Source organism: Micromonospora sp. NPDC004336 (genome assembly GCF_053602615.1).
In genome coordinates, this window is sequence record NZ_JBSGDY010000003.1 from 87,818 (window position 1) to 109,177 (window position 21,360).

Annotated in this window: 17 protein-coding genes; 6 read left to right on the plus strand and 11 right to left on the minus strand. The window is 74.7% G+C overall.

What is annotated here, in order from left to right; genetic code table 11:
- Positions 1-46: 46 nt before the first annotated feature.
- A complete protein-coding gene (locus ACWENR_RS01565; protein ID WP_452275129.1) occupies positions 47-652 on the plus strand; it encodes a TetR family transcriptional regulator in 606 nt (201 codons plus the stop codon).
- Between the two features lie 114 nt (positions 653-766).
- Here the strand turns inward: ACWENR_RS01565 and ACWENR_RS01570 are convergent, their stop codons facing one another.
- The 8 genes from ACWENR_RS01570 to ftsY form a co-directional block, all read right to left on the minus strand.
- Entirely contained in the window at positions 767-1,846 is a 1,080-nt protein-coding gene (locus ACWENR_RS01570; protein ID WP_452275130.1) for an amidohydrolase family protein, read from the minus strand.
- A 68-nt stretch (positions 1,847-1,914) separates the two neighbouring features.
- A complete protein-coding gene (locus ACWENR_RS01575; protein WP_452275131.1) occupies positions 1,915-2,493 on the minus strand; it encodes a Uma2 family endonuclease in 579 nt (192 codons plus the stop codon).
- A 67-nt stretch (positions 2,494-2,560) separates the two neighbouring features.
- Positions 2,561-4,120 carry a signal recognition particle protein gene (ffh, locus tag ACWENR_RS01580; protein WP_452275132.1) on the minus strand — a complete coding sequence of 520 codons (1,560 nt, stop codon included), beginning with the start codon at positions 4,118-4,120 and terminating at the stop codon, positions 2,561-2,563.
- A 125-nt stretch (positions 4,121-4,245) separates the two neighbouring features.
- A complete protein-coding gene (locus ACWENR_RS01585) occupies positions 4,246-6,528 on the minus strand; it encodes a [protein-PII] uridylyltransferase (protein WP_452275133.1) in 2,283 nt (760 codons plus the stop codon).
- Positions 6,529-6,544: 16 nt separating this feature from the next.
- Positions 6,545-6,883: a P-II family nitrogen regulator gene (locus ACWENR_RS01590; RefSeq protein WP_452275134.1), complete on the minus strand. Its 339-nt coding sequence runs from the start codon at positions 6,881-6,883 to the stop codon at positions 6,545-6,547.
- A 25-nt stretch (positions 6,884-6,908) separates the two neighbouring features.
- Complete coding sequence (locus tag ACWENR_RS01595) at positions 6,909-8,381, minus strand: ammonium transporter (protein ID WP_452275135.1); 1,473 nt, start codon at positions 8,379-8,381, stop codon at positions 6,909-6,911.
- 186 nt (positions 8,382-8,567) lie between these two features.
- The gene (locus tag ACWENR_RS01600; RefSeq protein WP_350680417.1) at positions 8,568-9,431 is read right to left on the minus strand and encodes an aminoglycoside phosphotransferase family protein; all 864 of its coding nucleotides are present in this window, start codon (positions 9,429-9,431) and stop codon (positions 8,568-8,570) included.
- A gap of 7 nt (positions 9,432-9,438) precedes the next feature.
- Positions 9,439-10,626, minus strand: coding sequence for a signal recognition particle-docking protein FtsY (gene ftsY / locus ACWENR_RS01605; RefSeq protein ID WP_452275136.1), 1,188 nt, complete (start codon positions 10,624-10,626; stop codon positions 9,439-9,441).
- Positions 10,627-10,775: 149 nt separating this feature from the next.
- Here ftsY and ACWENR_RS01610 point away from each other — a divergent pair, with 149 nt between their 5' ends.
- The 3 genes from ACWENR_RS01610 (at position 10,776) to ACWENR_RS01620 (ending at position 13,604) form a co-directional block, all read left to right on the plus strand.
- Complete coding sequence (locus tag ACWENR_RS01610; RefSeq protein WP_452275137.1) at positions 10,776-12,488, plus strand: alkaline phosphatase D family protein; 1,713 nt, start codon at positions 10,776-10,778, stop codon at positions 12,486-12,488.
- 167 nt (positions 12,489-12,655) lie between these two features.
- Positions 12,656-12,856 (plus strand): hypothetical protein, encoded by a 201-nt coding sequence (locus ACWENR_RS01615; protein WP_452275138.1) that lies wholly within the window; start codon positions 12,656-12,658, stop codon positions 12,854-12,856.
- 226 nt (positions 12,857-13,082) lie between these two features.
- Positions 13,083-13,604: a DinB family protein gene (locus ACWENR_RS01620; protein WP_452275139.1), complete on the plus strand. Its 522-nt coding sequence runs from the start codon at positions 13,083-13,085 to the stop codon at positions 13,602-13,604.
- Between the two features lie 250 nt (positions 13,605-13,854).
- Here the strand turns inward: ACWENR_RS01620 and ACWENR_RS01625 are convergent, their stop codons facing one another.
- The 3 genes from ACWENR_RS01625 to ACWENR_RS01635 form a co-directional block, all read right to left on the minus strand.
- A complete protein-coding gene (locus ACWENR_RS01625) occupies positions 13,855-14,475 on the minus strand; it encodes an HAD-IA family hydrolase (protein WP_452275140.1) in 621 nt (206 codons plus the stop codon).
- Positions 14,475-18,089, minus strand: a complete 3,615-nt coding sequence (gene smc, locus ACWENR_RS01630; protein WP_452275141.1) for a chromosome segregation protein SMC — start codon at positions 18,087-18,089, stop codon at positions 14,475-14,477. The genes ACWENR_RS01625 and smc overlap by 1 nt, the downstream gene beginning before the upstream one ends.
- Before the next feature lie 312 nt (positions 18,090-18,401).
- Positions 18,402-18,596, minus strand: a complete 195-nt coding sequence (locus ACWENR_RS01635; protein WP_452275142.1) for a hypothetical protein — start codon at positions 18,594-18,596, stop codon at positions 18,402-18,404.
- Positions 18,597-18,970: 374 nt separating this feature from the next.
- On the opposite strand from ACWENR_RS01635, the gene ACWENR_RS01640 reads away from it, so the two are divergent.
- Both ACWENR_RS01640 and ACWENR_RS01645 read left to right on the plus strand, forming a co-directional pair.
- Positions 18,971-20,272, plus strand: a complete 1,302-nt coding sequence (locus tag ACWENR_RS01640) for a CAP domain-containing protein (protein ID WP_452275143.1) — start codon at positions 18,971-18,973, stop codon at positions 20,270-20,272.
- Positions 20,273-20,377: 105 nt separating this feature from the next.
- A complete protein-coding gene (locus ACWENR_RS01645; RefSeq protein ID WP_452275144.1) occupies positions 20,378-21,220 on the plus strand; it encodes an endo alpha-1,4 polygalactosaminidase in 843 nt (280 codons plus the stop codon).
- Positions 21,221-21,360: the final 140 nt, after the last annotated feature.

The following is a 21,360-nucleotide window of genomic DNA, read 5'->3' on the forward strand; positions in this document are numbered from 1 at the left end:
CATTCGCCGTGACGGCCGGGGCGACGGGCCGTAGGATTCGACCACCATGGGTGAGGTGAGGGACGGCATCCGTTCGCGGGAGGCGATCGTCGAGGCCGCCCGGGCCCTGACCATCGCGACCGGCTGGGACGGCGTCCGGATGGGCGCCGTCGCGCGCGCGGCCGGGGTGAGCCGGCAGACGGTCTACAACGAGTTCGGCACCAAGGCGGGGCTGGCCGAGGCGCTCGCCCGGCGGGAGATCGACCGCTTCGTCGGCGACGTGCGTTCGCTCCTGCGCGCACACGACGACGACGTCCGGGCCGCCGCGCACGCGACCATCTCGCACACCCTGCGGCAGGCGGCCGGCGACCCGCTGATCAAGGCGGTCCTGACCAGCACCCGGGGCGGCTCGGACGAGCTGCTGCCCTATCTGACCACCCGCCAGGAGCTGGTGCTGACGGAGGCCACGGACGCCCTGCTGGAGTGGGCCGACCGGGTGCTGCCGGGCGCCGACCGGGCCGCCGTCGCCTTCGCCACGGACTCCGTCGTCCGGTTGGTGATCAGCCACATCGTCCTGCCCGGCGCCCCGGTCGAGCAGACCGCCACGGCCCTGGCCGACCTGGCCGTCCACCTCCTCGTGCACGCGGTCACCCGGGGCGCGGGCACCGACTGACGCCGCCGGCGGGTCGCGCAGCGGCCGCCACGCGGGGCGCCGGCCCGGCGGTCGCCGCACCGTCACCGGTCCGGCCACCCCGGGAGCGGCCGCCTCGCGGGCCCGCCCGGCCGGTCAGCGGACGACGCGGCCGCGCAGCACGATCCGGGCGGGGTTGCGCACGGCGCGCAGGTCGGCGCGCGGGTCCTCGGCGTAGACGACCAGGTCGGCCAGGCCGCCCTCGACCAGGCCGGGGAAGCCGAGCCACTCGCGGGCCCGCCAGGAGGCCGCGGCGAGCACGTCGACCGTGGACATCCCCGCCTGCTCGTGCAGCAGCAGCATCTCCTCCGCCGCGAGGCCGTGGTCGATGCCGCCGCCCGCGTCCGTGCCCACGTAGATCGGCACCCCCGCCTCGTGCGCGGCCCGCACCACCGCCGGGAAGCGGTCGCGCAGGGCGAGCATGTGGTCGGCGTAGCCGGGGAACTTGGCGCGCGCCTGGTCGGCGATCCCGCCGAAGGTCCGGATGTTGATCATCGTGGGGACCAGGGCGGTGCCCCGCCGGGCCATCTCGTCGATCAGGTCGAGGCTCAGCCCGGTGCCGTGCTCGACCGAGTCCACCCCGGCCCGCACCATGATCTCGACGGCCGACTCGGAGAACGTGTGCACGGCGGCCCGTACGCCGGCGGCGTGCGCGGCCTCGACGGCGGCGGTCATCGTGTCGGCGTCCCAGGCCGGGGCGAGGTCGCCGACACCCCGGTCGATCCAGTCGCCGACCAGCTTGACCCAGCCGTTGCCGGCGCGCGCCTGCGCGGCGACGGTCGCCGCCACCTCCGCCGCGCCGACCTCCACGCCGATGTCGCGCAGGTAGCGCTTGGGCGGCGCGATGTGCCGGCCGGCGCGGGCCAGCCGCGGCAGGTCCTCGGCGTCGTCCAGTTCGGGGTACGGGTACGGCGACCCGGCGTCGCGGATCGCGAGGACGCCGGCGTCCCGGTCGGTGCGGGCCAGCTCGCGGGCCTGGTCGAGCGAGGTGATCGGGGCGCCGCCCCGGGCGATGCCGATGTGGCAGTGCGCGTCGATCAGGCCGGGCAGCACGAAGCCGCCGTCGGCGATGGTCTGCGCGCCCGGGACCGGGGTGAAGGTCACCCGGTCCCCGACCAGCCACAGGTCACGGACCTCGTCGTCGGGCAGCACCACGCCGCGTACGTGCCAGGCCATGCGTCCTCCGTCTGCGCGAAAGGGGGGTCCGCCCGCCATTCTCCCCGCCTCGCGCGGGCCGGTGGCGCTCAGCCCTCGTCGCGCGCCAGCAGCCCGGCCCGCCGCGCCGTCAGCGCAGGCAGGTCGACGGAGACCTTCCACGGCCGCTCGGTGACGAAGAGGTCCTCGGTGTGGGTCACCGCCTCGTACTCGCCGGTGGGGCCGAGCGCGTACTCCGTGAGGGTCATCCGCTCGTGCAGCGGGTCGACCACCCAGTACGTCCGCACCCCGGCGTGCGCGTAGACCTTCGCCTTGTCGTAGAGGTCGCGGAACGTCGAGGTCGGCGAGAGGACCTCGACGGCCAGCAGGGCGTCCTCGACGGGGACGGGCGAGCGGTCGGCGTGCTCGCGGCGGATGGCGACCACGTCGGGGCGCGGCTCGTTGCGGCGGTCGATGCGCATCGACAGGTCGATGCTGACCAGGTAGTCGGCGGGGCAGTTGACCCGTAACGCGAGCAGCAGCTCGACGCAGAGGTCCTGGTGCACGGCGGTGGGGGACGGCACGATCAACCTTCCGTTGACCAACTCGTACGGAAGGTCCTTCGGCAGGTCACCGAGGTCGTCGACCGTCCACTCCGACCGCTCGGGCAGGATGGGTGCCACGGTCATGACTCCTCCTTCCAGGGGCGACATCACCCTATGCGGGGATCACGTCACCCGCCGCCACCGACACGCCTCAGCGGGGCCGGCCGTCGCCGCCCTTGCCGAGCTTGTTGAAGTCGATCTTCGGCAGCTTGAAGCCCGGCGGGAGGCCCTGGCCGGCGGCCAGGTCGTTCGGGTCCATGCCCGGCGGGAGCTGCGGCATCCCGCCCGGGAAGCCGCCCGGCATGCCGGCGCCCGCCCCGGCGCGCGGCCGGTTGCCGCCCTTGGTGCCCTTGCGCTTGTTCTTCGGCGACTTGGTGGCCTTGCGCCGGCCGCCGCCGGGCAGGCCCATCATGCCGCCCATCTGCTTCATCATCTTCTGCGCCTCGGCGAAGCGGTTGAGCAGCTGGTTGACGTCCATCACCGTGACGCCGGAGCCGTTGGCGATGCGAGCCCGGCGGGAGCCGTTGATGATCTTCGGGTTGGTCCGCTCGGCGGGGGTCATCGACCGGATGATCGCGGTGACCCGGTCGAAGTGCTTGTCGTCGACCTCGGCGAGCTGGTCCTTCATCTGCCCCATGCCGGGCATCATGGCCAGCACGTTGGCGATCGGGCCCATCCGGCGGACCGCGATGAGCTGGTCGAGGAAGTCCTCCAGGGTGAACTGCTCGCCGCCCATCAGCTTGGCGGTCATCTTCTCCTTCTGATCGGCGTCGAAGGCCTGCTCGGCCTGCTCGATCAGAGTGAGGACGTCGCCCATGCCGAGGATCCGGCTGGCCATCCGGTCGGGGTGGAAGACGTCGAAGTCCTCCAGCTTCTCGCCGGTGGAGGCGAACAGGATCGGCTGCCCGGTGACCTCCCGGACCGACAGCGCCGCGCCACCGCGGGCGTCGCCGTCGAGCTTGGAGAGGACGACGCCGGTGATGCCGACGCCGTCGCGGAACGCCTCGGCGGTGCGTACGGCGTCCTGACCGACCATCGCGTCGATGACGAAGATGACCTCGTCGGGGTCGACGGCGTCGCGGATGTCGGCGGCCTGCTGCATCATCTCGGCGTCGATGCCGAGCCGGCCGGCGGTGTCGACGATGACGATGTCCCGGGCCGCCCGCCTGGCGTGCTCGATCGAGGCGCGGGCCACCTGCACCGGGTCGCCGGTGCCGTTGCCGGGCTCCGGGGCGTACACCTCGACGCCGGCCCGCCCGCCGAGCACCTGGAGCTGCCCGACGGCGTTGGGGCGCTGGAGGTCGGCGGCGACCAGCAGCGGCTGGTGGCCCTGGGCCTTGAGCCAGCGGGCCAGCTTGCCGGCGAGGGTGGTCTTGCCGGAACCCTGGAGGCCGGCCAGCATGATCACGGTCGGCGGCTGCTTGGCGAACTGGAGCCGCCGCCCCTCGCCGCCGAGGACGTTGATCAGCTCCTCGTTGACGATCTTGATGATCTGCTGGGCGGGGTTGAGCGCCTGGGAGACCTCGGCGCCGCGCGCCCGCTCCTTGACGTTCGCGATGAAGCCCTTCACCACCGGCAGCGCGACGTCCGCCTCCAGCAGCGCGAGGCGGATCTCGCGCGCGGTGGCGTCGATGTCGGCGTCGGTGAGCCGACCCTTGCCGCGGAGCTTGGTGAAGATCCCGGACAGGCGGTCACTCAAGGTGTCAAACACGCGAACATCCCGTTTGTCAGTGTTCCGGCGGGCAGATCGGCGACCGGGCGAGGTGTCCGGCCACCGCTAGGGTATCCGGCCGCCCGCACGGCCGCTCCGGGCCGGGCGCAGCCGGCGCCTCCCGCTCACACGGCGGCCAGCAGCGCGGCCTCCAGCCGGGCGCGGGCGGCGTCGTCCGGCCAGCCGCCGACGAGGTAGAACGCGTCCACCACGTCCCCGCCCAGGGTGGAGATGCGCGCCGCCCGCACCTGGGCGCCGGCCTCGTCGAGGGCGCGGGCGACCCGGTAGAGCAGCCCGGCCGCGTCGGCGGCGCGCAACTCCAGCAGCACGGCGGCGGTGGCGGCGTCCCGGTGCCAGACCACCCGCGGCGCGGCCCCCTCCGCCCGCGCCGCGAGCGCCCGGCCGCGCAGCCGCTGGGTGACCGAGACGTCGCCGTTCACCGCGCGGCGCAGGTCGGCACCGAGCGCGACCGGGTCGGGCGGCAGCCCGTGGCGGGGCTGCACCCGGCACTCGACCAGGGCCCGACCGTCGACCGTGGCGGCGTCGGCGGAGATCACCTCCAGCCGGTGCAGGGCCAGGCAGCCGGCCACCGTCGCGAGCAGGCCGCGCCGGTCCGCCGCGGCCACCGCCACCCGGTCCCCCGTCACGCGTACGACCGGCAGGGGCCCCGCCAGCAGCGCCGGGTCCGGGGCGGGCGGGGCGGGCGGCGCGCCGGTGTCCAGCGCGGTGCGCACCCGGGCGACCAGCTCGGCGACCAGCCGGCCCTTCCACCGCGACCAGGCCGCCGGCCCGGTGGCGGCGGCGTCCGCCCGGACCAGGGCGTGCAGCAGGTCGAGGGTGGTGGTGTCGCCGACCCGCTCGGCCACCCCGGCGATGGTGACCGGGTCGGCGAGGTCGCGCCGGGTGGCCACGTCGGGCAGCAGCAGGTGCAGCCGGACCAGCGTGCCGATCAGCGCCGCCTCCGGGGCGGGCAGGCCGATCCGGGCGGCCACGGCCTCGGCCAGCGGCGCCCCGGCCGTGCTGTGGTCGGCGGGCGCCTGCCCGCCGTCGCCCCCGGCCGGCAGCCCCTTGCCGATGTCGTGCAGCAGGGCGCCGAGCAGCAGCAGGTCGGGGCGGTCGACCTCCCTGGTGTGCCGGGCGGCCTCGGCGGCGGTCTGTACGAGGTGCCGGTCGAGGGTGAACCGGTGCACCGGGTTGTGCTGCGGCAGGCTGCGCAGCCGGGTCCACTCGGGCAGCCAGCGCTCGACCAGCCCGTACCGGTCGCAGGTCTCCCAGGCCGGCACCAGGCCGGGACCGGCGCCGAGCAGGGTGACCAGCGCGCTCCTGGCCTCGGCCGGCCACGGCGCCGGCAGCGGCGGGCAGTACGCGGCGAGCCACTCGCAGGTGGCGCGGGCGATCGGCAGTCGGCTGGTGGCCGCGGCGGCGGCGACCCGCAGCGACAGGCTCGGGTCGGGCCGCGCGCCGATCACGGCGCGGGCGAGGACCAGCTCGCCGTCGTGCGCCACGACGTCCCGGGCGACCGGCCGGCGCAGCGGTCGCCCGTCGGCTCCCCGGCGGCGGCCGGAGCGGAGCCGGTCGACGGCGCGGAAGGCGTCGTCGAGGGCGTGGCTGACGGTGCGGGCGTCCCCGGCGATCCGGCGCAGCAGCGCGTCCCCGTGCAGCCCGAGCAGCGCGGCGACGCCGTCGCGTTCCTGGGCGACCAGCCGGTCGACCCGGCGGCCGACCTGGATGTGCAGCGCGTCCCTGGTGTCCAGCAGCCGCCGGTGCGCGGCGTGAACGGCGGGGCGCAGGGCGTCGGTGACGCCGGCGGTGGCGACGGCCCGCAGCAGGCCGACGTCGCGCAGCCCGCCGGCGGCCTCCTTCAGGTCGCCTTCGAGCAGGAAGGCCAGCTCGCCGTGGGCCTCCCAGCGGGCGACGGTGAGCTCCCGCAGCCCGGCGAGCCGCCGCACGGCGGTCCGCCGCCACTGGTCGAGGGCGGCCCGGGCGAGGGTGTCGGCGAGCGCGGCGTCCCCGGCCACCAGCCGCGCGTCGAGCAGCCCGAGGGCGACCTTCACGTCGTCGCGGGCGACCGCCAGCGCCTCGTCGACGGTCCGCACGGAGTGGTCCAGCCGCAGCCCGGCGTCCCAGATCGGATACCAGAGGGAGGCGGCCAGGTCGTCCACGCCGGCCGCCCCGGCGTGCAGCAGCACCAGGTCGAGGTCGCCGTACGGCGCGCACTGCCGCCGTCCCAGCCCGCCGACGGCGACCAGCGCCACCCCCGGCCGGTCCGGCAGCAGCCCGCGCAGCCACCGGTCGTGGGCGTCGGCGCGGGCGGCCCGGGCGGCCTCCCCGACGCCCCCGCCGCCCGGGAGGCCCGCGTCGCCGTTCCCGGCGTGTCCCGACGCGGCCCTCCCGGTCAGCGAGGTCATCTCGGTCGTGGCCCGGTCAGAGCGCGTCGAGGCCGCGTTCGCCGGTACGGACCCGGACGACCTCGTCGACGGTGGTCACCCAGACCTTGCCGTCGCCGATCTTGCCCGTCCGGGCGGCCACCACGACGGCGTCGACGATCTTCTCCACATCGATCTCGTCGGTGAGCACCTCCACCCGGATCTTGGGCAGGAACTCGACCGTGTACTCGGCACCCCGGTAGACCTCGGTGTGCCCCTTCTGCCGGCCGTAGCCCTGGACCTCGCTGACGGTCAGGCCGGCCACGCCGAGGGCGTGCAGGGCCTCCTTCACCGCGTCCAGCTGGTACGGCTTGATGACCGCGGTCACCAGCTTCATGTCCAACCCCTCCCTCACCGGAACGTTAACCGGCGACCTTCTCGTCGACCGGCCCGGCGGCCGGCTCGTCAGCACTCCCGTCAGCCTTTTCGTCAGCCTTCTCGTCGGCAGGCGCGGCGGGGGGCGCGGCGGGCGCGGCCGGTTCCGCCGGCTGCCTGCCCCCGCCCAGCCCGGCCAGGGCGAAGGCGCTGCCGCCGCCGCTGCCCGCGGCCGGGGACAGGTCGTAGCCGCTCTCGGCGTGCTCGGCGATGTCGATGCCGCCGACCTCGTCCTCGCCCCGGACCCGGAAGCCGATCGTCTTCTCGATCGCGAAGGCGAGCAGCCAGGCCACCGCGAAGGACCAGGCGGTGACGATCAGGCCGGCCAGGGCCTGCCGGCCGAGCTGCGTCGCCCCACCACCGTAGAACAGGCCGTCGGAGGCGCCGACCACGTCGGTGATCGCGCCGTTGACCGAGTTGGTGGCGAACAGGCCCAGCCAGAGCGACCCGATCCAGCCGCCGACGAAGTGCACGCCGACCACGTCGAGCGAGTCGTCGTAGCCGAGCCGGTACTTCAAGCTGATCGCCAGCGCGCAGACCGCCCCGGCGACGAGACCGAGCAGCACCGCCGCCCAGGGGGCGATGAAGCCGCAGGCCGGGGTGATGGCGACCAGGCCGGCGACGGCGCCGGACGAGGCGCCGACCAGGGTCGGCTTCCGGTCCTTGATCCATTCGACGGCGATCCAGCCGAGCACGGCGGCGGCCGTGGCGAGCTGGGTGTTGACGAAGGCCAGACCGGCGACCGAGTCGACGGTGAGCTCGGAGCCGGCGTTGAAGCCGAACCAGCCGAACCAGAGCAGCCCGGCGCCGAGCGCGACGAGCGGGATGTTGTGCGGCTTCATGCCCTCCCGGGGCCAGCCGAGCCGCCTGCCGAGCACCAGGGCCAGGGCCAGGGCCGCCGCGCCGGCGTTGATGTGCACGGCGGTGCCGCCGGCGAAGTCGAGCGCGTGGATGTCGCCGCCGATGATGCCGCCGCCCCACACCCAGTGCGCGACCGGGAAGTAGACCAGCGTCGCCCAGCCGAACGCGAACAGCAGCCAGCCGGCGAACCTGGCCCGGTCGGAGATCGCGCCGCTGATCAGCGCGACGGTGATCACGGCGAACATCATCTGGAAGGCCATGAACACGTAGAGCGGGACGCCGATGCCGCTCGGGTTCTCGGCCGTCGCGCCCCACAGGTCGGTCTCGGCGAGGAAGGTGCTGGTGCCGAGGTAGGCGCCCGGGTCGCCCCAGAAGCCGTTGACATCGCTGCCGAACGCGATGCTGAATCCGTAGAACCACCACAAAACGGAGATGAGCCCGATCGCGGAGAAGCTCATCATCATCATGTTCAGTACACCCTTGGCCCGGTTGAGGCCGCCGTAGAACAGCGCCAGTCCGGGCGTCATGAGCAGCACGAGCGCCGTCGACACCAGCAACCACACGGTGTTGCCGGAATCGATCGTGGGTGCCTCAGGCACGCTGGCCTCCTAAAGGTGAAGTTCCCTCCTTCCCGGCTTCCGGGGCAGCGTCGCCCGTACGCCGGATGCGCGGAAGCCTGCTCGCTCCCTGTTTCCCCCAGCGTCACCCGTCGATTTCCGGCCGGTGACGGCTTGTTTCGGACGTGTGAAGAGAACCTCACCGCGGCGCGCGGTGGCACCGACCGCTCAGCGCAGCGCGTACTCCAGCGCGTTGCGCTCGTAGTCGAGCAGCCGCAGGTCCCGCATCGGCCGGCGCAGGTGCCCCTTGTGCACGATCCGGACGAACGCCGGCTCACCGGCGGCGGCCATCCGGCGGATGCCCTCGACGTGGTCGACGATCCGCTTGCGGATGGTGCGGATCAGCCGGTGCCGGTCGCGCGGGATCAGCCCGTACGCGTCGGCGAAGAGGCGCAGCCGGCGCGGCCGGTCCGGGTGCTTCCAGCCGAGCGTGATCGAGTCCCGGTCGGAGAAGATCGGCACCCAGGTCCAGGCCGCGTACGCCACGTCGTAGATCCGCGCGCCGGGCGAGGCGAGGTCGAAGTCGATCAGACCGAGGGTGCCGTCGGGCCGCCAGATCACGTTGTGCGGGGCGGCGTCGTGGTGGCAGATCACCTCGGTGTCCGGCGGCGGCGGGCCGAACGAGCGCCAGACCGCCCCGGGCGGCGGCACGAAGCCGTACTGGGCGTCGTGGAACATCCGCAGCATGGTGGCCACGGTCACCAGCGCCTCGTCGGTGACCCAGTGCGGGGCCAGCGGGTATTCCCCGCACTCCCCCTCCAGGTACGACAGGACCTCACGGTTGCGCTCGTCCATGCCGAGCGCGCGGGGGGCGCCGGTGAAGCCCACGTATTCCAGGTGGCGCAGCAGGGCGTGGACCGAGGGCGTCCACGGCCCGGCGTTGCGCCGGACCGTGTCGCCGACCCGGACCACGGTGCTGACGTTCCCGCCGTGCAGCGGGATCTCCTGCGAAGTCACGTACGGTCTCCCGAGGCGCTGCGACGGGTGGCTGGGGTCGCGCCACCCGGCGTAGGCGCGATCGTCGGTCGTCACTGCGAGGTTACGCGTCCCGGGCGAGCGGCTCGGTACCGAGCAGCGCGTCGACGAACTGCGCGGGGTCGAACGGCGCCAGGTCGTCCTTGCCCTCGCCCAGCCCCACCAGCTTGACCGGGATGCCCAGCTTGCGCTGCACGGCGATCACGATGCCGCCCTTGGCGGTGCCGTCGAGCTTGGTGAGCACCACGCCGGTCACGTTGACGACCTCGGTGAAGACGCGGGCCTGCTCCAGCCCGTTCTGCCCGGTCGTGGCGTCGAGGACCAGCAGCGTCTCGTCGATCGGGCCGTGCTTCTCCACCACCCGCTTGACCTTGCCCAGCTCGTCCATCAGGCCGATCTTGTTCTGCAGGCGGCCGGCGGTGTCGATCAGCACGGTGTCCACGCCCGTGTCGATGCCGCGCTTGACGGCGTCGAACGCCACGCTGGCCGGGTCGGCCGCCTCCGGGCCCCGGACGGTCTCCGCGCCGACCCGCCCACCCCAGGTCTCCAGCTGGTCCGCGGCGGCGGCCCGGAAGGTGTCGGCGGCGCCGAGCAGCACGCTGCGGCCGTCGGCGACGAGCACCCGGGCGATCTTGCCGCAGGTGGTGGTCTTGCCCGCGCCGTTGACGCCGACCACCAGCAGCACCGCCGGCACGCCGTCCCTGCCGGCGGTGCGCAGCGACCGGTCCAGCGTCGGGTCGAGCGCGTTGACCAGCTCGGCGGCGAGCAGCGCGCGCAGCTCGGACGCCGACCGGGTGCCGAGGACGCGGGTCCGCTCGCGCAGCCGGTCGACGATGTCCCGGGTGGCGTCGATGCCGACGTCGGCGGTGATCAGGCTGTCCTCGATCTCCTCCCAGGCGTCCTCGTCGAGGTGGTCGCGGCTGAGCAGGCCGAGCAGGCCCTTGCCGAACACGTTCTGCGAGCGGGAGAGCCGGGACCGCAGCCGGACCAGCCGCCCGGCGGTCGGCTCGGGGACCTCCAGCACCGGGGCCGGGGCCTCCACGACCGGCGGTTCCACCAGGATCCCGGTGGAGAGTTCGGCCTCCGGCGCCTCCACCGGCGGGCCGGCCAGGTCCTCCTCGGCCCGGGTCTCGACCTCCGTCTCGGGCAGCGGCGGCTCCGGGCGCCGGCGCAGCCGCGGCACGACCAGCCCGATGCCGCCAAGGATCAGCACGCCGAGCAGGGCGAGTGCGATGAGGAGGTATTCGGTCATGCCGGAATCCTTCCAGATGCCGGCGAAGCTGTCCCAGCCACCGCTCCCGGCGGCCCCGCCGCGAACCGGCGTAGGCTCGGTCACAGCCAGCAGTGGTGCGACCGCCGGCCGGGTAGTAAAGATGAAGTCCGCTCACCTGGAGGTCCACCATGCCCGCGGCACACCTGCTCATCGGCCCGTTGCTGCGGCGGGTGGTCGGGACGCGGGCCACCGTCTGGGTCGAGACCAGCGCGCCCGCCGTGGTCACCGTCCGCACCGCCAGCGGCGCCTCCGGCACCGCGCCCACCTTCTCCGCGTACGACCACCACTACGCGCTCGTCGTGGTGGAGGGGCTCGCCCCGGACAGCGCGACCACCTACGAGGTGCTGATCGACGACGAGGTCGCCTGGCCGGTCACGAAGAGCGGCTTCCCGCCCAGCGTGATCCGCACCCGGCCGGCCGACGACCTCGACCAGCCCGTCCGGCTCGTCTTCGGCTCCTGCCGGGAGACCACCCAGCACGCCACGACCCGGCGGCTGCCCCCGGACGCGCTCGACGCGTACGCCCGGCGGCTGATGGCCGCCCCCGACCCGGCCGACCTGCCCGACCTGCTGGTGCTCCTCGGCGACCAGGTCTACGCCGACGTGACCTCCCCCACAGTGCGGCGGCTGCTGAAGCGGCGCCGGCGGCGGCCGAAGGGCGCGCCCGCCGACCAGGTGGTCAGCTTCGACGAGTACACGAAGCTCTACCTGGAGTCCTGGCGCGATCCGGAGATCCGGTGGCTGTTCTCCACCGTGCCGAGCGTGATGATCTTCGACGACCACGAGGTCATCGACGACTGGAACACCTCGGCCTCCTGGCGGGCCGACATGCGCGAGCAGCCCTGGTGGGCGGAGCGGATCACCAGCGGCCTGGCGTCCTACTGGGTCTACCAGCACCTGGGCAACCTCTCCCCCGACGAGATCGCCGCCGACCCGGTCTTCGCCAAGGTCAGCGCCGCCGAGGACGCCACCGGCGTGCTGCGCGAGTTCGGCCAGCGGGTCGACACCGAGGCCGACCTCGCCCACGACACCGAGCGGTGGCGGGCGGTGCAGTACCAGTGGAGCTACGCGCTGGACCTGGGCCGGACCCGGCTGGTGATGCTGGACAACCGGTGCAGCCGGGTGCTGGAGCCCGGCCAGCGGGCCATGCTGCCCCCGGGCGAGTGGTCGTGGTTCCTCGACCAGGCCCACGGCGTCTACGACCACCTCGTGGTCGGCTCCTCGCTGCCGTGGCTGCTGCCGCCGGGCATCCACCACGTGGAGGCGTGGAACGAGAAGCTCGCCGACTCCCGCCGGCGCTGGGTCGGGCGGCTGTCCGAGAAGCTGCGCCGGGGCCTCGACCTGGAACACTGGGCCGCCTTCCGCCGCTCGTTCGACGCCCTGGGCGCGCTGTTCGCCCGGATCGGCAGCGGCACCCCGGGCCAGCCCGGCGAGCGGGTCGGGGCCGGGCCCGCGTACGCGCCGCCGGCCTCGATCAGCGTGCTCTCCGGTGACGTGCACCACTCGTACGTGGCGCGGGCCCGGTTCGACGACCGGAGCGTCGTCACCCCCGTGCACCAGCTCACCTGCTCGCCCATCCACAACCAGGTGCCCGCCGGGCTGCGCCCGCTGATGCGGCTGGGCTGGTCGCCCGGGCCCGCCGGGGCGACCCGGGCGCTCGCCCGCTCGGCCGGGGTCCGCCGGCCCTCGCTGCGGTGGAAGCGGCTGGCCGGCCCGTACTTCGGCAACGCGGTCGCCACGCTGGTGCACACCGGGCGGGCCGCCGAGGTGACCATCGAGGGCACCACGAGCGACGGCCACCTGCGGCGGGTGATGCGGCAGCGGCTGACCCCCGGTGGCTGACCCCGCCGCAGCCCGCCGCGACCACGAGGACCGCCACCACCGGCTTCCCGGCTCCGACCTGGACGGATTCACCTATTCCCAGTCGTCGATGCCGAATCGGATTCCAGCCCATCACCGGCTACAACACCACCACCCCCGCCGCCGGCAAGGACGTCGCCATCACCGGCATGCCCGACGGCTCCGCCCACGTCCTCATGATCGGCATCGACGACGGCGTCTACCACAAGATCCGCCACCCCAACGGCACCTGGGACCCGCTCCGGCCGCTGCCCGGGATGGGCACCCCCACCACGGCCGCCGGCAGCAACGTCAGCATCGCCGGCATGCCGGACGGCTCCGCCCAGGTGACCATCGCCGGAAGAGGTTGACGGGGCCCCTCGACCCGAGGGCCGACGCCGCGCCCGGGCCGCTCCACCTGCCCACCAGGAGCGACCGCGGGAGATCACCGTCGAGCAGTCGGAGTACGGCCGCACCGGCCGTACTCCGACGCGCCCGTCCTCCGTCGCTCCGCCCGGCTCACGCAGGCGCTGGTCGTCCCGCCGCCTGCGACAAATGCGGTCGCGACCGTCAGGGGTTTCCGCCAGGATGGCCCGCATGACCTGGCGAGCACCGGAGATCACCCGGAACCGAGAGCCCTACGTCGGCGACGAACGCACCATGCTGGAGGGCTGGCTGGACTACCAGCGGCAGACCCTGCTGCTCAAGTGCGCCGGGCTGACCGCCGAGCAGTTGAAGACGCCCAGCGTCGAGCCCTCCGGGCTGACCCTGCTCGGCCTGGTCCGGCACCTCGCCGAGGTGGAGGCCTGGTGGTTCCGGGAGAACCTCGCCGGCGAGCAGGTCGACTACCCCTACTTCACGCCCGACAACCCCGACGCCGACCTCGACGCCAGCTCCGCCGACGCCGAGGCGGACTTCGCCACCTTCCACCGCGAGGTGGAGCTGGCCCGGAAGGCCGCGGCGGGCCGCTCGCTCGACGAGACCTTCACCGAGGTCGGCCCGAAGCGCCGGACGTTCAACCTGCGCTGGATCTACGTGCACATGATCGAGGAGTACGCCCGGCACAACGGGCACGCCGACCTGATCCGCGAACGCATCGACGGCGTCACCGGGGACTGATCCCCCTCGGGCGCCCGCGCCCGACCGCCCCGCCCGGCGTGTGTTCGCCGGGCGGGGGTCGACAGCCGGCTCGGCCCCCGCCGTTCACGGTGGCGGGTGTTGGCCGGGCGAGGGGCGACAGCCGGCTCGATCCCCCGCCGTTCGCGGTGACCGAGGCGCCGGGCCTCCGCCGGTCGGGCGACGCCGGACCGCGCCTCGGAGGAACCGGACCGTCGGCGGAGCCGACGCGCCGGAGGAAGCCGTGCCCGGCTCAGTACGCCAGCGCCGCCCGCAGGTAGCGCAGGTCGGCCGGGCCGCTCCAGCGCAGCGCCGAGAGCCCGGCCGCGCGGGCGCCCCGGACGGCCCAGTCCTCGTCGTCGACGAAGAGGACCCGCCCCGGCGAGGTCTCCAGCGCCTCGCAGGCGGCCTGGAAGTATTCCTTCGCCGGCTTGTGCACCCCGATCTTGGACGAGTTGACCACCACGTCGAACTCGCCGACGAGGCCGAGCGCCGCCAGGTCGGCGTCGAGCAGGTCGGTGGCGTTCGTGCCGAGCCCGACCCGGATGCCGCCCGCCCGCGCGTCGCGGACCACGTCGAGCACCTCCCGGTCCACCTCGCCCCGGTAGCGCTGCCACTGCTCCACCGCCGCCCGGGCCCGCTCGCGGCCGCCCACCGACTCGGTGAGCGCGTCGGCGACGCTGGCCACCCAGTCGGCGTGGCTGACCTCGCCGGTCAGCACGGGCCGGAGCCGCCCCCACTGCATGGCGATCTCGGTGAGCACGCCCTCGGAGAGGCCGTACTCCCGCTCCACGCCGGCGGCGACGGCCGGGTCCCAGCGCCGCAGGACGCCGTCGAAGTCCACCAGGAGCGCCGTGGCGCGTTCCCGACCCACTACTCGTTCTCCTCGCCGCGGCCACGCCGCTCGTCGTCGGTGTCGGCCCGGTTGAGCCGTTGGCTGATCACCTGGGTCACCCCGTTGCGCATCGTCACGCCGTACAGGGCGTCGGCGACCTCCATCGTCCGCTTCTGGTGCGTGATGACGATGAGCTGGCTCTTCTCCCGCAACTGGGCCAGCAGCGTGATCAGCCGGCCCAGGTTGACGTCGTCGAGCGCCGCCTCCACCTCGTCCATGATGTAGAACGGGCTGGGCCGGGCGCGGAAGATCGCCACCAGCATCGCGACGGCGGTCAGCGACCGCTCGCCGCCGGAGAGCAGCGACAGCCGCTTGATCTTCTTGCCCGGCGGGCGGGCCTCCACCTCGACGCCCGTGGTGAGCAGGTCGTCGGGGTCGGTGAGCACCAGCCGCCCCTCGCCGCCGGGGAAGAGGACGGTGAAGACCTGCTGGAACTCCCGGGCCGTGTCCTCGAACGCGCTGGCGAAGACCTCCAGGATCCGGTCGTCGACGTCCTTGACCACGGTGAGCAGGTCGCGGCGGGTGGCCTTGAGGTCCTCCAGCTGCTCGGAGAGGAACTTGTAGCGCTCCTCCAGCGCGGCGAACTCCTCCAGGGCCAGCGGGTTGACCTTGCCGAGCAGGGTGAGTTCCCGTTCCGCCTTGGCGGCCCGCTTCTCCTGCACGGGCCGCTCGTAACGCACCGGCTCGGGCACCGGCAGGCCGTCGCGTTCGGCCGCCGCCACGTCGGCCTGGGTGGGCGGCACGGGCTGGGTCGGGCCGTACTCGGCGACCAGGGTCTCCACGTCCAGCCCGAAATCCTCCGCCGCCTTGGCCTCCAGCTGCTCGATGCGCAGCCGCTGCTCGGCGCGGGCCACCTCGTCCCGGTGCACCTGGCTGGTCAGCCGCTCCAGCTCGGCGGCGAGCCGCTTGGCGGCGCCGCGTACCTCCTGTAGCTCGGCCTCGCGGGAGGCCCGTTCGCGCGCCACGGCGTCGCGGTGCTCCTCGGCCGCCGCGATGGAGGTCGCCAGCCGGGTGAGGGCCTCCCGGGCGCCGCCCGCCACGGCGCGGGCGATCCCCGCGCCCCGGGTGCGCGCCGCCCGCCGCGCCGCCGCGCGTTCCCGCGCGGCCCGCTCGGCGGTGGCCTGCCGGCGCAGCGAGTCGGCGCGGCCGGCGATCGAGGAGACCCGCTCCTCGGCGGTACGCACCGCGAGCCGGACCTCCATCTCGTTCTGCCGCGCCTGCGGCACCATCGCGGCGAGCTGGTCGCGCTCCTCGGTGGAGGGTTCCGCGTCGACCGGGGTCTCCTCGGCCAGCCGCAGCCGCTCCTCCAGCTCGGCGAGGGTGAGCAGGTCCCGCTCCCGGGCCGCCTCCGCGCGGGCCCGGGACTCGCCGAGCCGGTCGGTCTCCGCCTTCGCGGAGCGGGCCGCCGCGCCCAGCTCGGCCAGCCGGCGGGCGGCGGCGTTGCGGTGGCTCTCCGCCTCCCGCTTGGCGGCGGCGGCGTGCTGCACGGCCTCCTTGGCGGCGGCCACCTCGGCGCGGGCGTCGACGAGCTGTTCGCGCAGCTCCGCGCCGGTCTGCTCGGCGGCGAGCCGGTTCGACCGGGCCTCCTCGACCGCCGCCTGCACCTCGATGAAGCTCGGCGCCTTGGCCGACCCGCCGGCCGCCGCGTACGCCCCGACCACGTCCCCGTCGGGGGTGACCGCGCGCAGCTCCGGATTGCCGGCGACCACCTCGGCCGCCGCCGCGAGGTCGTCGACAAGCGCCACGTCGCGCAGCGCCCGGTGCACCGCCGGGCGGATCTGCGGGGAGCACTCCACCAGGTCGGGCGCCCAGCGGGCGCCGTCGGGCAGCTTCGGCCGCAGCGCGTCGACCGGGGCGTCCATCCCCGGCCCGGCGGGGCTGCCGACCAGCAGGCCGGCCCGGCCGGCGTCGGAGATCTTCAGCAGCCGCATCGCCTCGACCGCCTCGTCGACGCCGCTGACCGCGACCGCGTCGGCGAGCCCGCCGAGGGCGGCGGCGAGCGCGGCCTCCTGCCCGGGGGCGACGGTGAGCAGCCCGGCCAGGCTGCCCAGCAGGCCCGGCACCTCGTCGGCGCGGGCCAGCAGCGCGCCCGCGCCGTCCTTGCGGCGCAGGCCGAGGGCGAGCGCCTCCTCCCGGGCCTTCCAGGTGGCGGCGTCCTTCTCCGCCGCGCGCTCCGCGTCGGTGAGCGACCGCACGGTGGCCTGCGCCCGCTCCTGGGCGGCGACCGCCTCGGCGTGCCGGGCGTCGAGGTCGGCGTTGTCCCGGTCCGCCTCGGTGGACTGCTCGGCCACCGCGTCCAGCTCGGCCTGCGCCTGCTCGGCCCGGGCCAGCGCGTCGGCGTGCGCGGCGGCGAGCCGCTCGATCTCCTCGCCCGCGCTGGTGGTCCGAGCCCGGGCGGAGTTGACCTGGCCGGTCAGCCGGGCCAGCCCCTCCCGGCGGTCGGCGATCGCCTTGGCGGCGGCGACCAGCTCGCGCTCGGCCGCGGCGAGCTGCCGCTCCAGCTCCTGGCGGTGCTCGACGGCCTCGGCGAGCCGGATCTGGTCGTCGGTGAGCGCGGCGCGCAGCTCCTCCTCCTGCTCGCGGACCCGCTCGGCCTCGGCCTCCAGCTGGTCGGGATCGCGGCCGGGCCGCTCGTCGTCGGGCGTGGCGCTGAGGTGCCGCAGCCGTTCGCGGGCAAGCTGCTCGATGGAGCGGAACCGCTCGGAGAGGGCGGAGAGCTTGTACCAGGTGTCCTGCGCGGCGGCCAGCAGCGGCGCGTCCTCGGCGAGGGCCGCCTCCAACTCGGCCAGCCGCGCCTGCACCTCGGTGTGCTCGGCCTCGACCTGCTCGCGCCGTTCGCGCACCGCCGTCTCGTCGGCGATCTCCCGGTCGAGGGTGGCGCGCAGGGTGGCCAGGTCGTCGGCGAGCAGCCGCAGCCGGGCGTCGCGCAGGTTGGCCTGGATCGCGGCGGCGCGCCGGGCCACCTCGGCCTGCCGGCCCAGCGGCTTGAGCTGGCGGCGCAGCTCGGCGGTCAGGTCGGTCAGCCGGTTGAGATTGGTCTGCATCGCGTCGAGCTTCCGCAGCGCCTTCTCCTTGCGCTTGCGGTGCTTGAGGACGCCGGCCGCCTCCTCGATGAACGAGCGCCGGTCCTCCGGCTTGGCGTGCAGCATGCCGTCGAGCCGCCCCTGGCCGACGATGATGTGCATCTCCCGGCCGATGCCGGAATCCGACAGCAGCTCCTGGATGTCGAGCAGCCGGCAGGAGTCGCCGTTGATCTCGTACTCGCTCTCGCCGGAGCGGAACATCCGGCGGGTGATCGACACCTCGGTGTACTCGATCGGCAGCGCGCCGTCGGTGTTGTCGATCGTGAGGGTCACCTCGGCCCGGCCCAGCGGCGCCCGGCCGGCGGTGCCGGCGAAGATGACGTCCTCCATCTTGCCGCCGCGCAGCGCCTTGGCGCCCTGCTCGCCGAGCACCCAGGCGATGGCGTCGACGACGTTGGACTTGCCGGAGCCGTTGGGGCCGACCACGCAGGTGATCCCCGGCTCCAGCTTCAGCGTCGTCGCGGAGGCGAAGGACTTGAAGCCCCTCACCGTCAGGCTCTTGAGATGCACCTTCTCGATCCTCGTCCGGTGGCCGCCGTACCGTCGCCGGCTGCGCGGACCTGGGTGAACCCGCAGACTAACCCGGGACCGGCGGCGGCCCGGCACGCGACCCGCCTGACGGGCCCCGGGCCGGACCGTCCGACGGGGGCCGCGGCTGCCCGTCGGACAGGGGCCGCGGCTGCCCTGTTCACAGTTCCCCGACCGGGCGGCGCAAGATCGCGAATTGGGGCCGGCGAAAAGGGTGCGGACAGAGCTGCGCGCCGGCACGGAAGTGTCGGCGCGCTTTTTGCGTGTTGCGATTCAGTTTTCGGAACCCGAGGCTCAGGTCAGCGCGGGCTCGGCCAGACGGAGCAGGTCGTCCGCCTCCGCCGCAGCCGCCGCGAGCCGATCGTTGTCGGCACGCAGCCTGGTGATCTCGAACTCCAGAGCCCGAACCGTGGCACGCAGTCGGGTGACCTCGTCGAGCAGACGCCGATCGGGCGCTGCGCCTACGTGGCCGTACAGGGCCTTAGCCATGATGACTCCTTGATATGCGCTGCCGGAAAGGCCGGCCAACGCGCGCCCAATATGTACGCGGCTGTCATTTCCAGACGATTCTGGGCATGACCGGGCGCGACTGGCGACACCTATATATTGAGCCGATACCCCCTCCGTCGTCAAGTTCTCGCAGGCCGTAGATCATTTCCACGTCGACCTGTCCACTTGTCGGGGGGCTGCCACAAGGCGCGGACACGCTCTGTCCGGACACCCTGACTCTACGCCCCGTATCCCCGGAAGTCCCTACCCTGCCGCCCGACTTCCCCTTAACTCTTCCTTAGCCACGTTGCCGCTGTTCGTGGCCGACACGTAGCGTCACCCCGGCCCGCAACCGACCCCGTGGAGGCACAGGCGTGTACCGCTGGACCGACCCGAACGACCCGGACGGCGCCCCCGGACGCCCCGAGCAGCCGCTGCGCGAGGAGCCGGCCTGGCTGACCGACCGTCCGGAGCCGAGGTCGGCCTACCTGTTCGGTGACGACCCGGACCGCCCCGCCGACGAGTGGCACCGCGACCAGCCGACCCCGCGCTGGCAGGCCGAGCCGACCGCCACCTGGCGCGCCGAGCCAGCGGAGCCGGCCGGGCCCCGGCAGGGCGTACCCGCGGAGCCGGCCCGGCCCCGGCAGGACGGGAACGCCCGACCGGCCGAGCCCTGGCAGGGCGAGCGCTGGCACGACGAAACGGACGAGCGCTGGCACGGCGAGGCGGGCGAGCGCTGGCACGCCGACACCGACCGCCGGCCGGGCGGGCCGTACGCCTCCCCGGTCGTCGACCGGACGCCCGCCGGCCGGCCGACCGACGCCCCGACCGCTGCCCTCGGCCTCGGGGCGCGCGGCGACTCCCCGACCGCCGCCTTCGACCTCGCGGCGCACGGCGACTCCCCGGCCGCGACGGCGCCCGCCGAGGGCCGGCACCGCATTCCCCGCCGCCTCTCCCGCCCGGCGCTGATCGGCGGCGCCGCCGCGGCGGCCACCCTGGTGGTGAGCCTCGGCGTCGGCGCGGTGGCGCTCGGCGGCGACGGCCCGGAGACCGACCCGGCCGCCGCGGACGACACGGTCGCCGCCGCCCCGGCCCTGCCGGGCACCGGGGGCACGCCCGGCGACGCGCTGGCCGCGCCCACCCCGAGCGCCGCGCCGACCAGCGCGAAGCCCACCCCGTCGCCCACCAGGACGACCAGTCCCACCCCGGCGCCGTCGCGTTCCACGGCGGCCTCGCGGCGCAGCGTCGAGCGCAGCAGCGCGCCGGCCACGAAGGCGCCCGTCAGCAGCGGCGTCAGCGCCCAGGCCCGCGAGGTGGTGAACCTGGTCAACGCCGAGCGGGCCAAGGCCGGCTGCGGCGCGCTGAGCGTCGACAGCAAGCTGATGACCGCCGCCCAGCGGCACAGCCAGGACCAGGCCGACCACCGGAACATGTCGCACACCGGCAGCGACGGCAGCGACGCCGGCGACCGGCTGGACCGCGTCGGCTACGCCTGGCGCACCTACGGCGAGAACGTGGCCTGGAACCAGAAGACGCCGGCGGCGGTGATGGACGCCTGGATGAACAGCCCCGGGCACCGGGCCAACATCCTCAACTGCGCCTTCACCGAGATCGGCGTCGGCGTCGCGAGCAGCAACGGGCCCTACTGGACGCAGGTCTTCGCCGCGCCGCGCTGAACGCGAGTCGTGGCCGGGTCCGCGCTCGTTTGACCGGGTGAGGTACGCCACGCCGGCGTACCCGCCCGGGCGGCGCGGGGCCGCCCGCGACCTGCGGAGCTGCCGATGCGGATCGGGCCGCGTACGCGCGCCGTCGGGTGGGGCCCGCGCGCCGTCCTGGCCCGCTGCGCCGTGCTCGCCCTGCTGACCACCGTCGGTGCCTGCCGGGTGGCGCTCGCCCCGCCCGGCGCGCCGACCACCTGGCCGGTGGAATCGGCCGGGCGCTGGCAGTGGCAGTGGCAGCTGAGCGGGGCGCTGGACCCGACCGTCGACGCCGACGTCTTCCTGCTCGACCCGGTCGCCACCACCGCAGCCGAGACCGCCGAGCTGCGTTCCCGGGACCGCCGGCTGGTCTGCCTCGTGCACGTGGGATCGGTCGCGCCCACCGACCCGGACGCGAGCCGCTTCCCGACCGCCGTACGCGGTGCCCCGGCGCCCCGCCCGCAGAGCCGGTGGCTCGACGTGCGGCAGTGGGACGCGCTGCGGCCGGTACTGGCGGACCGGTTCCGACTCTGCCGGGGCAAGGGCTTCGGCGCGGTCGCGCTGGCCGACGCCGACGGGTACGCCCGACGCTCCGGTTTCCCGCTCGGCTTCGACGACCAGTTGCTGTTCAACCGCCGGCTGGCCGAGCTGGCCCGGTCCCTGGACCTCTCCCCCGGCCTGGTCGACGCCGTGCCGCAGGTGGCCGCCCTGGCGCCGGACTTCGACTTCGCCGTCAACGAGGAGTGCGTCCGGCTGGGCCTGTGCGCCAAGCTGCTGCCGTTCGTCGAGGCGGGCAAGCCGGTGTTCCACGTCGAGTACACCGGCTCGACCACGGACTTCTGCGTCACCACGGTGGGCTACGGCTTCTCCTCGATCCGCAAGGAGCGGCGGTTGGACGCCTGGCGGCTCCCCTGCCCGACGCTCTGACCGCCCCGGCCGGATGCCACCGGGCGACGGGCGGGCGACGGGCGGGCGACGGGCGACGGGCGACGGGGGGCGCGGGCCGGGCCAGCCGGGCGGGCCGTAACCGGGCGGGCCGTAGCCGGGCGGACCGTAGCCGGCGGGCG

Excerpts from the sequence above, each read along its gene's own strand:
- ACWENR_RS01565 (WP_452275129.1), top strand. The coding sequence starts at position 47 with ATGGGTGAGGTGAGGGACGGCATCCGTTCGCGGGAGGCGATCGTCGAG.
- ACWENR_RS01570 (WP_452275130.1), bottom strand. The coding sequence starts at position 1,846 with ATGGCCTGGCACGTACGCGGCGTGGTGCTGCCCGACGACGAGGTCCGT.
- ACWENR_RS01575 (WP_452275131.1), bottom strand. The coding sequence starts at position 2,493 with ATGACCGTGGCACCCATCCTGCCCGAGCGGTCGGAGTGGACGGTCGAC.
- ACWENR_RS01585 (WP_452275133.1), bottom strand. The coding sequence starts at position 6,528 with ATGACCTCGCTGACCGGGAGGGCCGCGTCGGGACACGCCGGGAACGGC.
- ACWENR_RS01590 (WP_452275134.1), bottom strand. The coding sequence starts at position 6,883 with ATGAAGCTGGTGACCGCGGTCATCAAGCCGTACCAGCTGGACGCGGTG.
- ftsY (WP_452275136.1), bottom strand. The coding sequence starts at position 10,626 with ATGACCGAATACCTCCTCATCGCACTCGCCCTGCTCGGCGTGCTGATC.
- ACWENR_RS01610 (WP_452275137.1), top strand. The coding sequence starts at position 10,776 with ATGCCCGCGGCACACCTGCTCATCGGCCCGTTGCTGCGGCGGGTGGTC.
- ACWENR_RS01615 (WP_452275138.1), top strand. The coding sequence starts at position 12,656 with ATGCCCGACGGCTCCGCCCACGTCCTCATGATCGGCATCGACGACGGC.
- ACWENR_RS01620 (WP_452275139.1), top strand. The coding sequence starts at position 13,083 with ATGACCTGGCGAGCACCGGAGATCACCCGGAACCGAGAGCCCTACGTC.
- ACWENR_RS01635 (WP_452275142.1), bottom strand. The coding sequence starts at position 18,596 with ATGGCTAAGGCCCTGTACGGCCACGTAGGCGCAGCGCCCGATCGGCGT.
- ACWENR_RS01645 (WP_452275144.1), top strand. The coding sequence starts at position 20,378 with ATGCGGATCGGGCCGCGTACGCGCGCCGTCGGGTGGGGCCCGCGCGCC.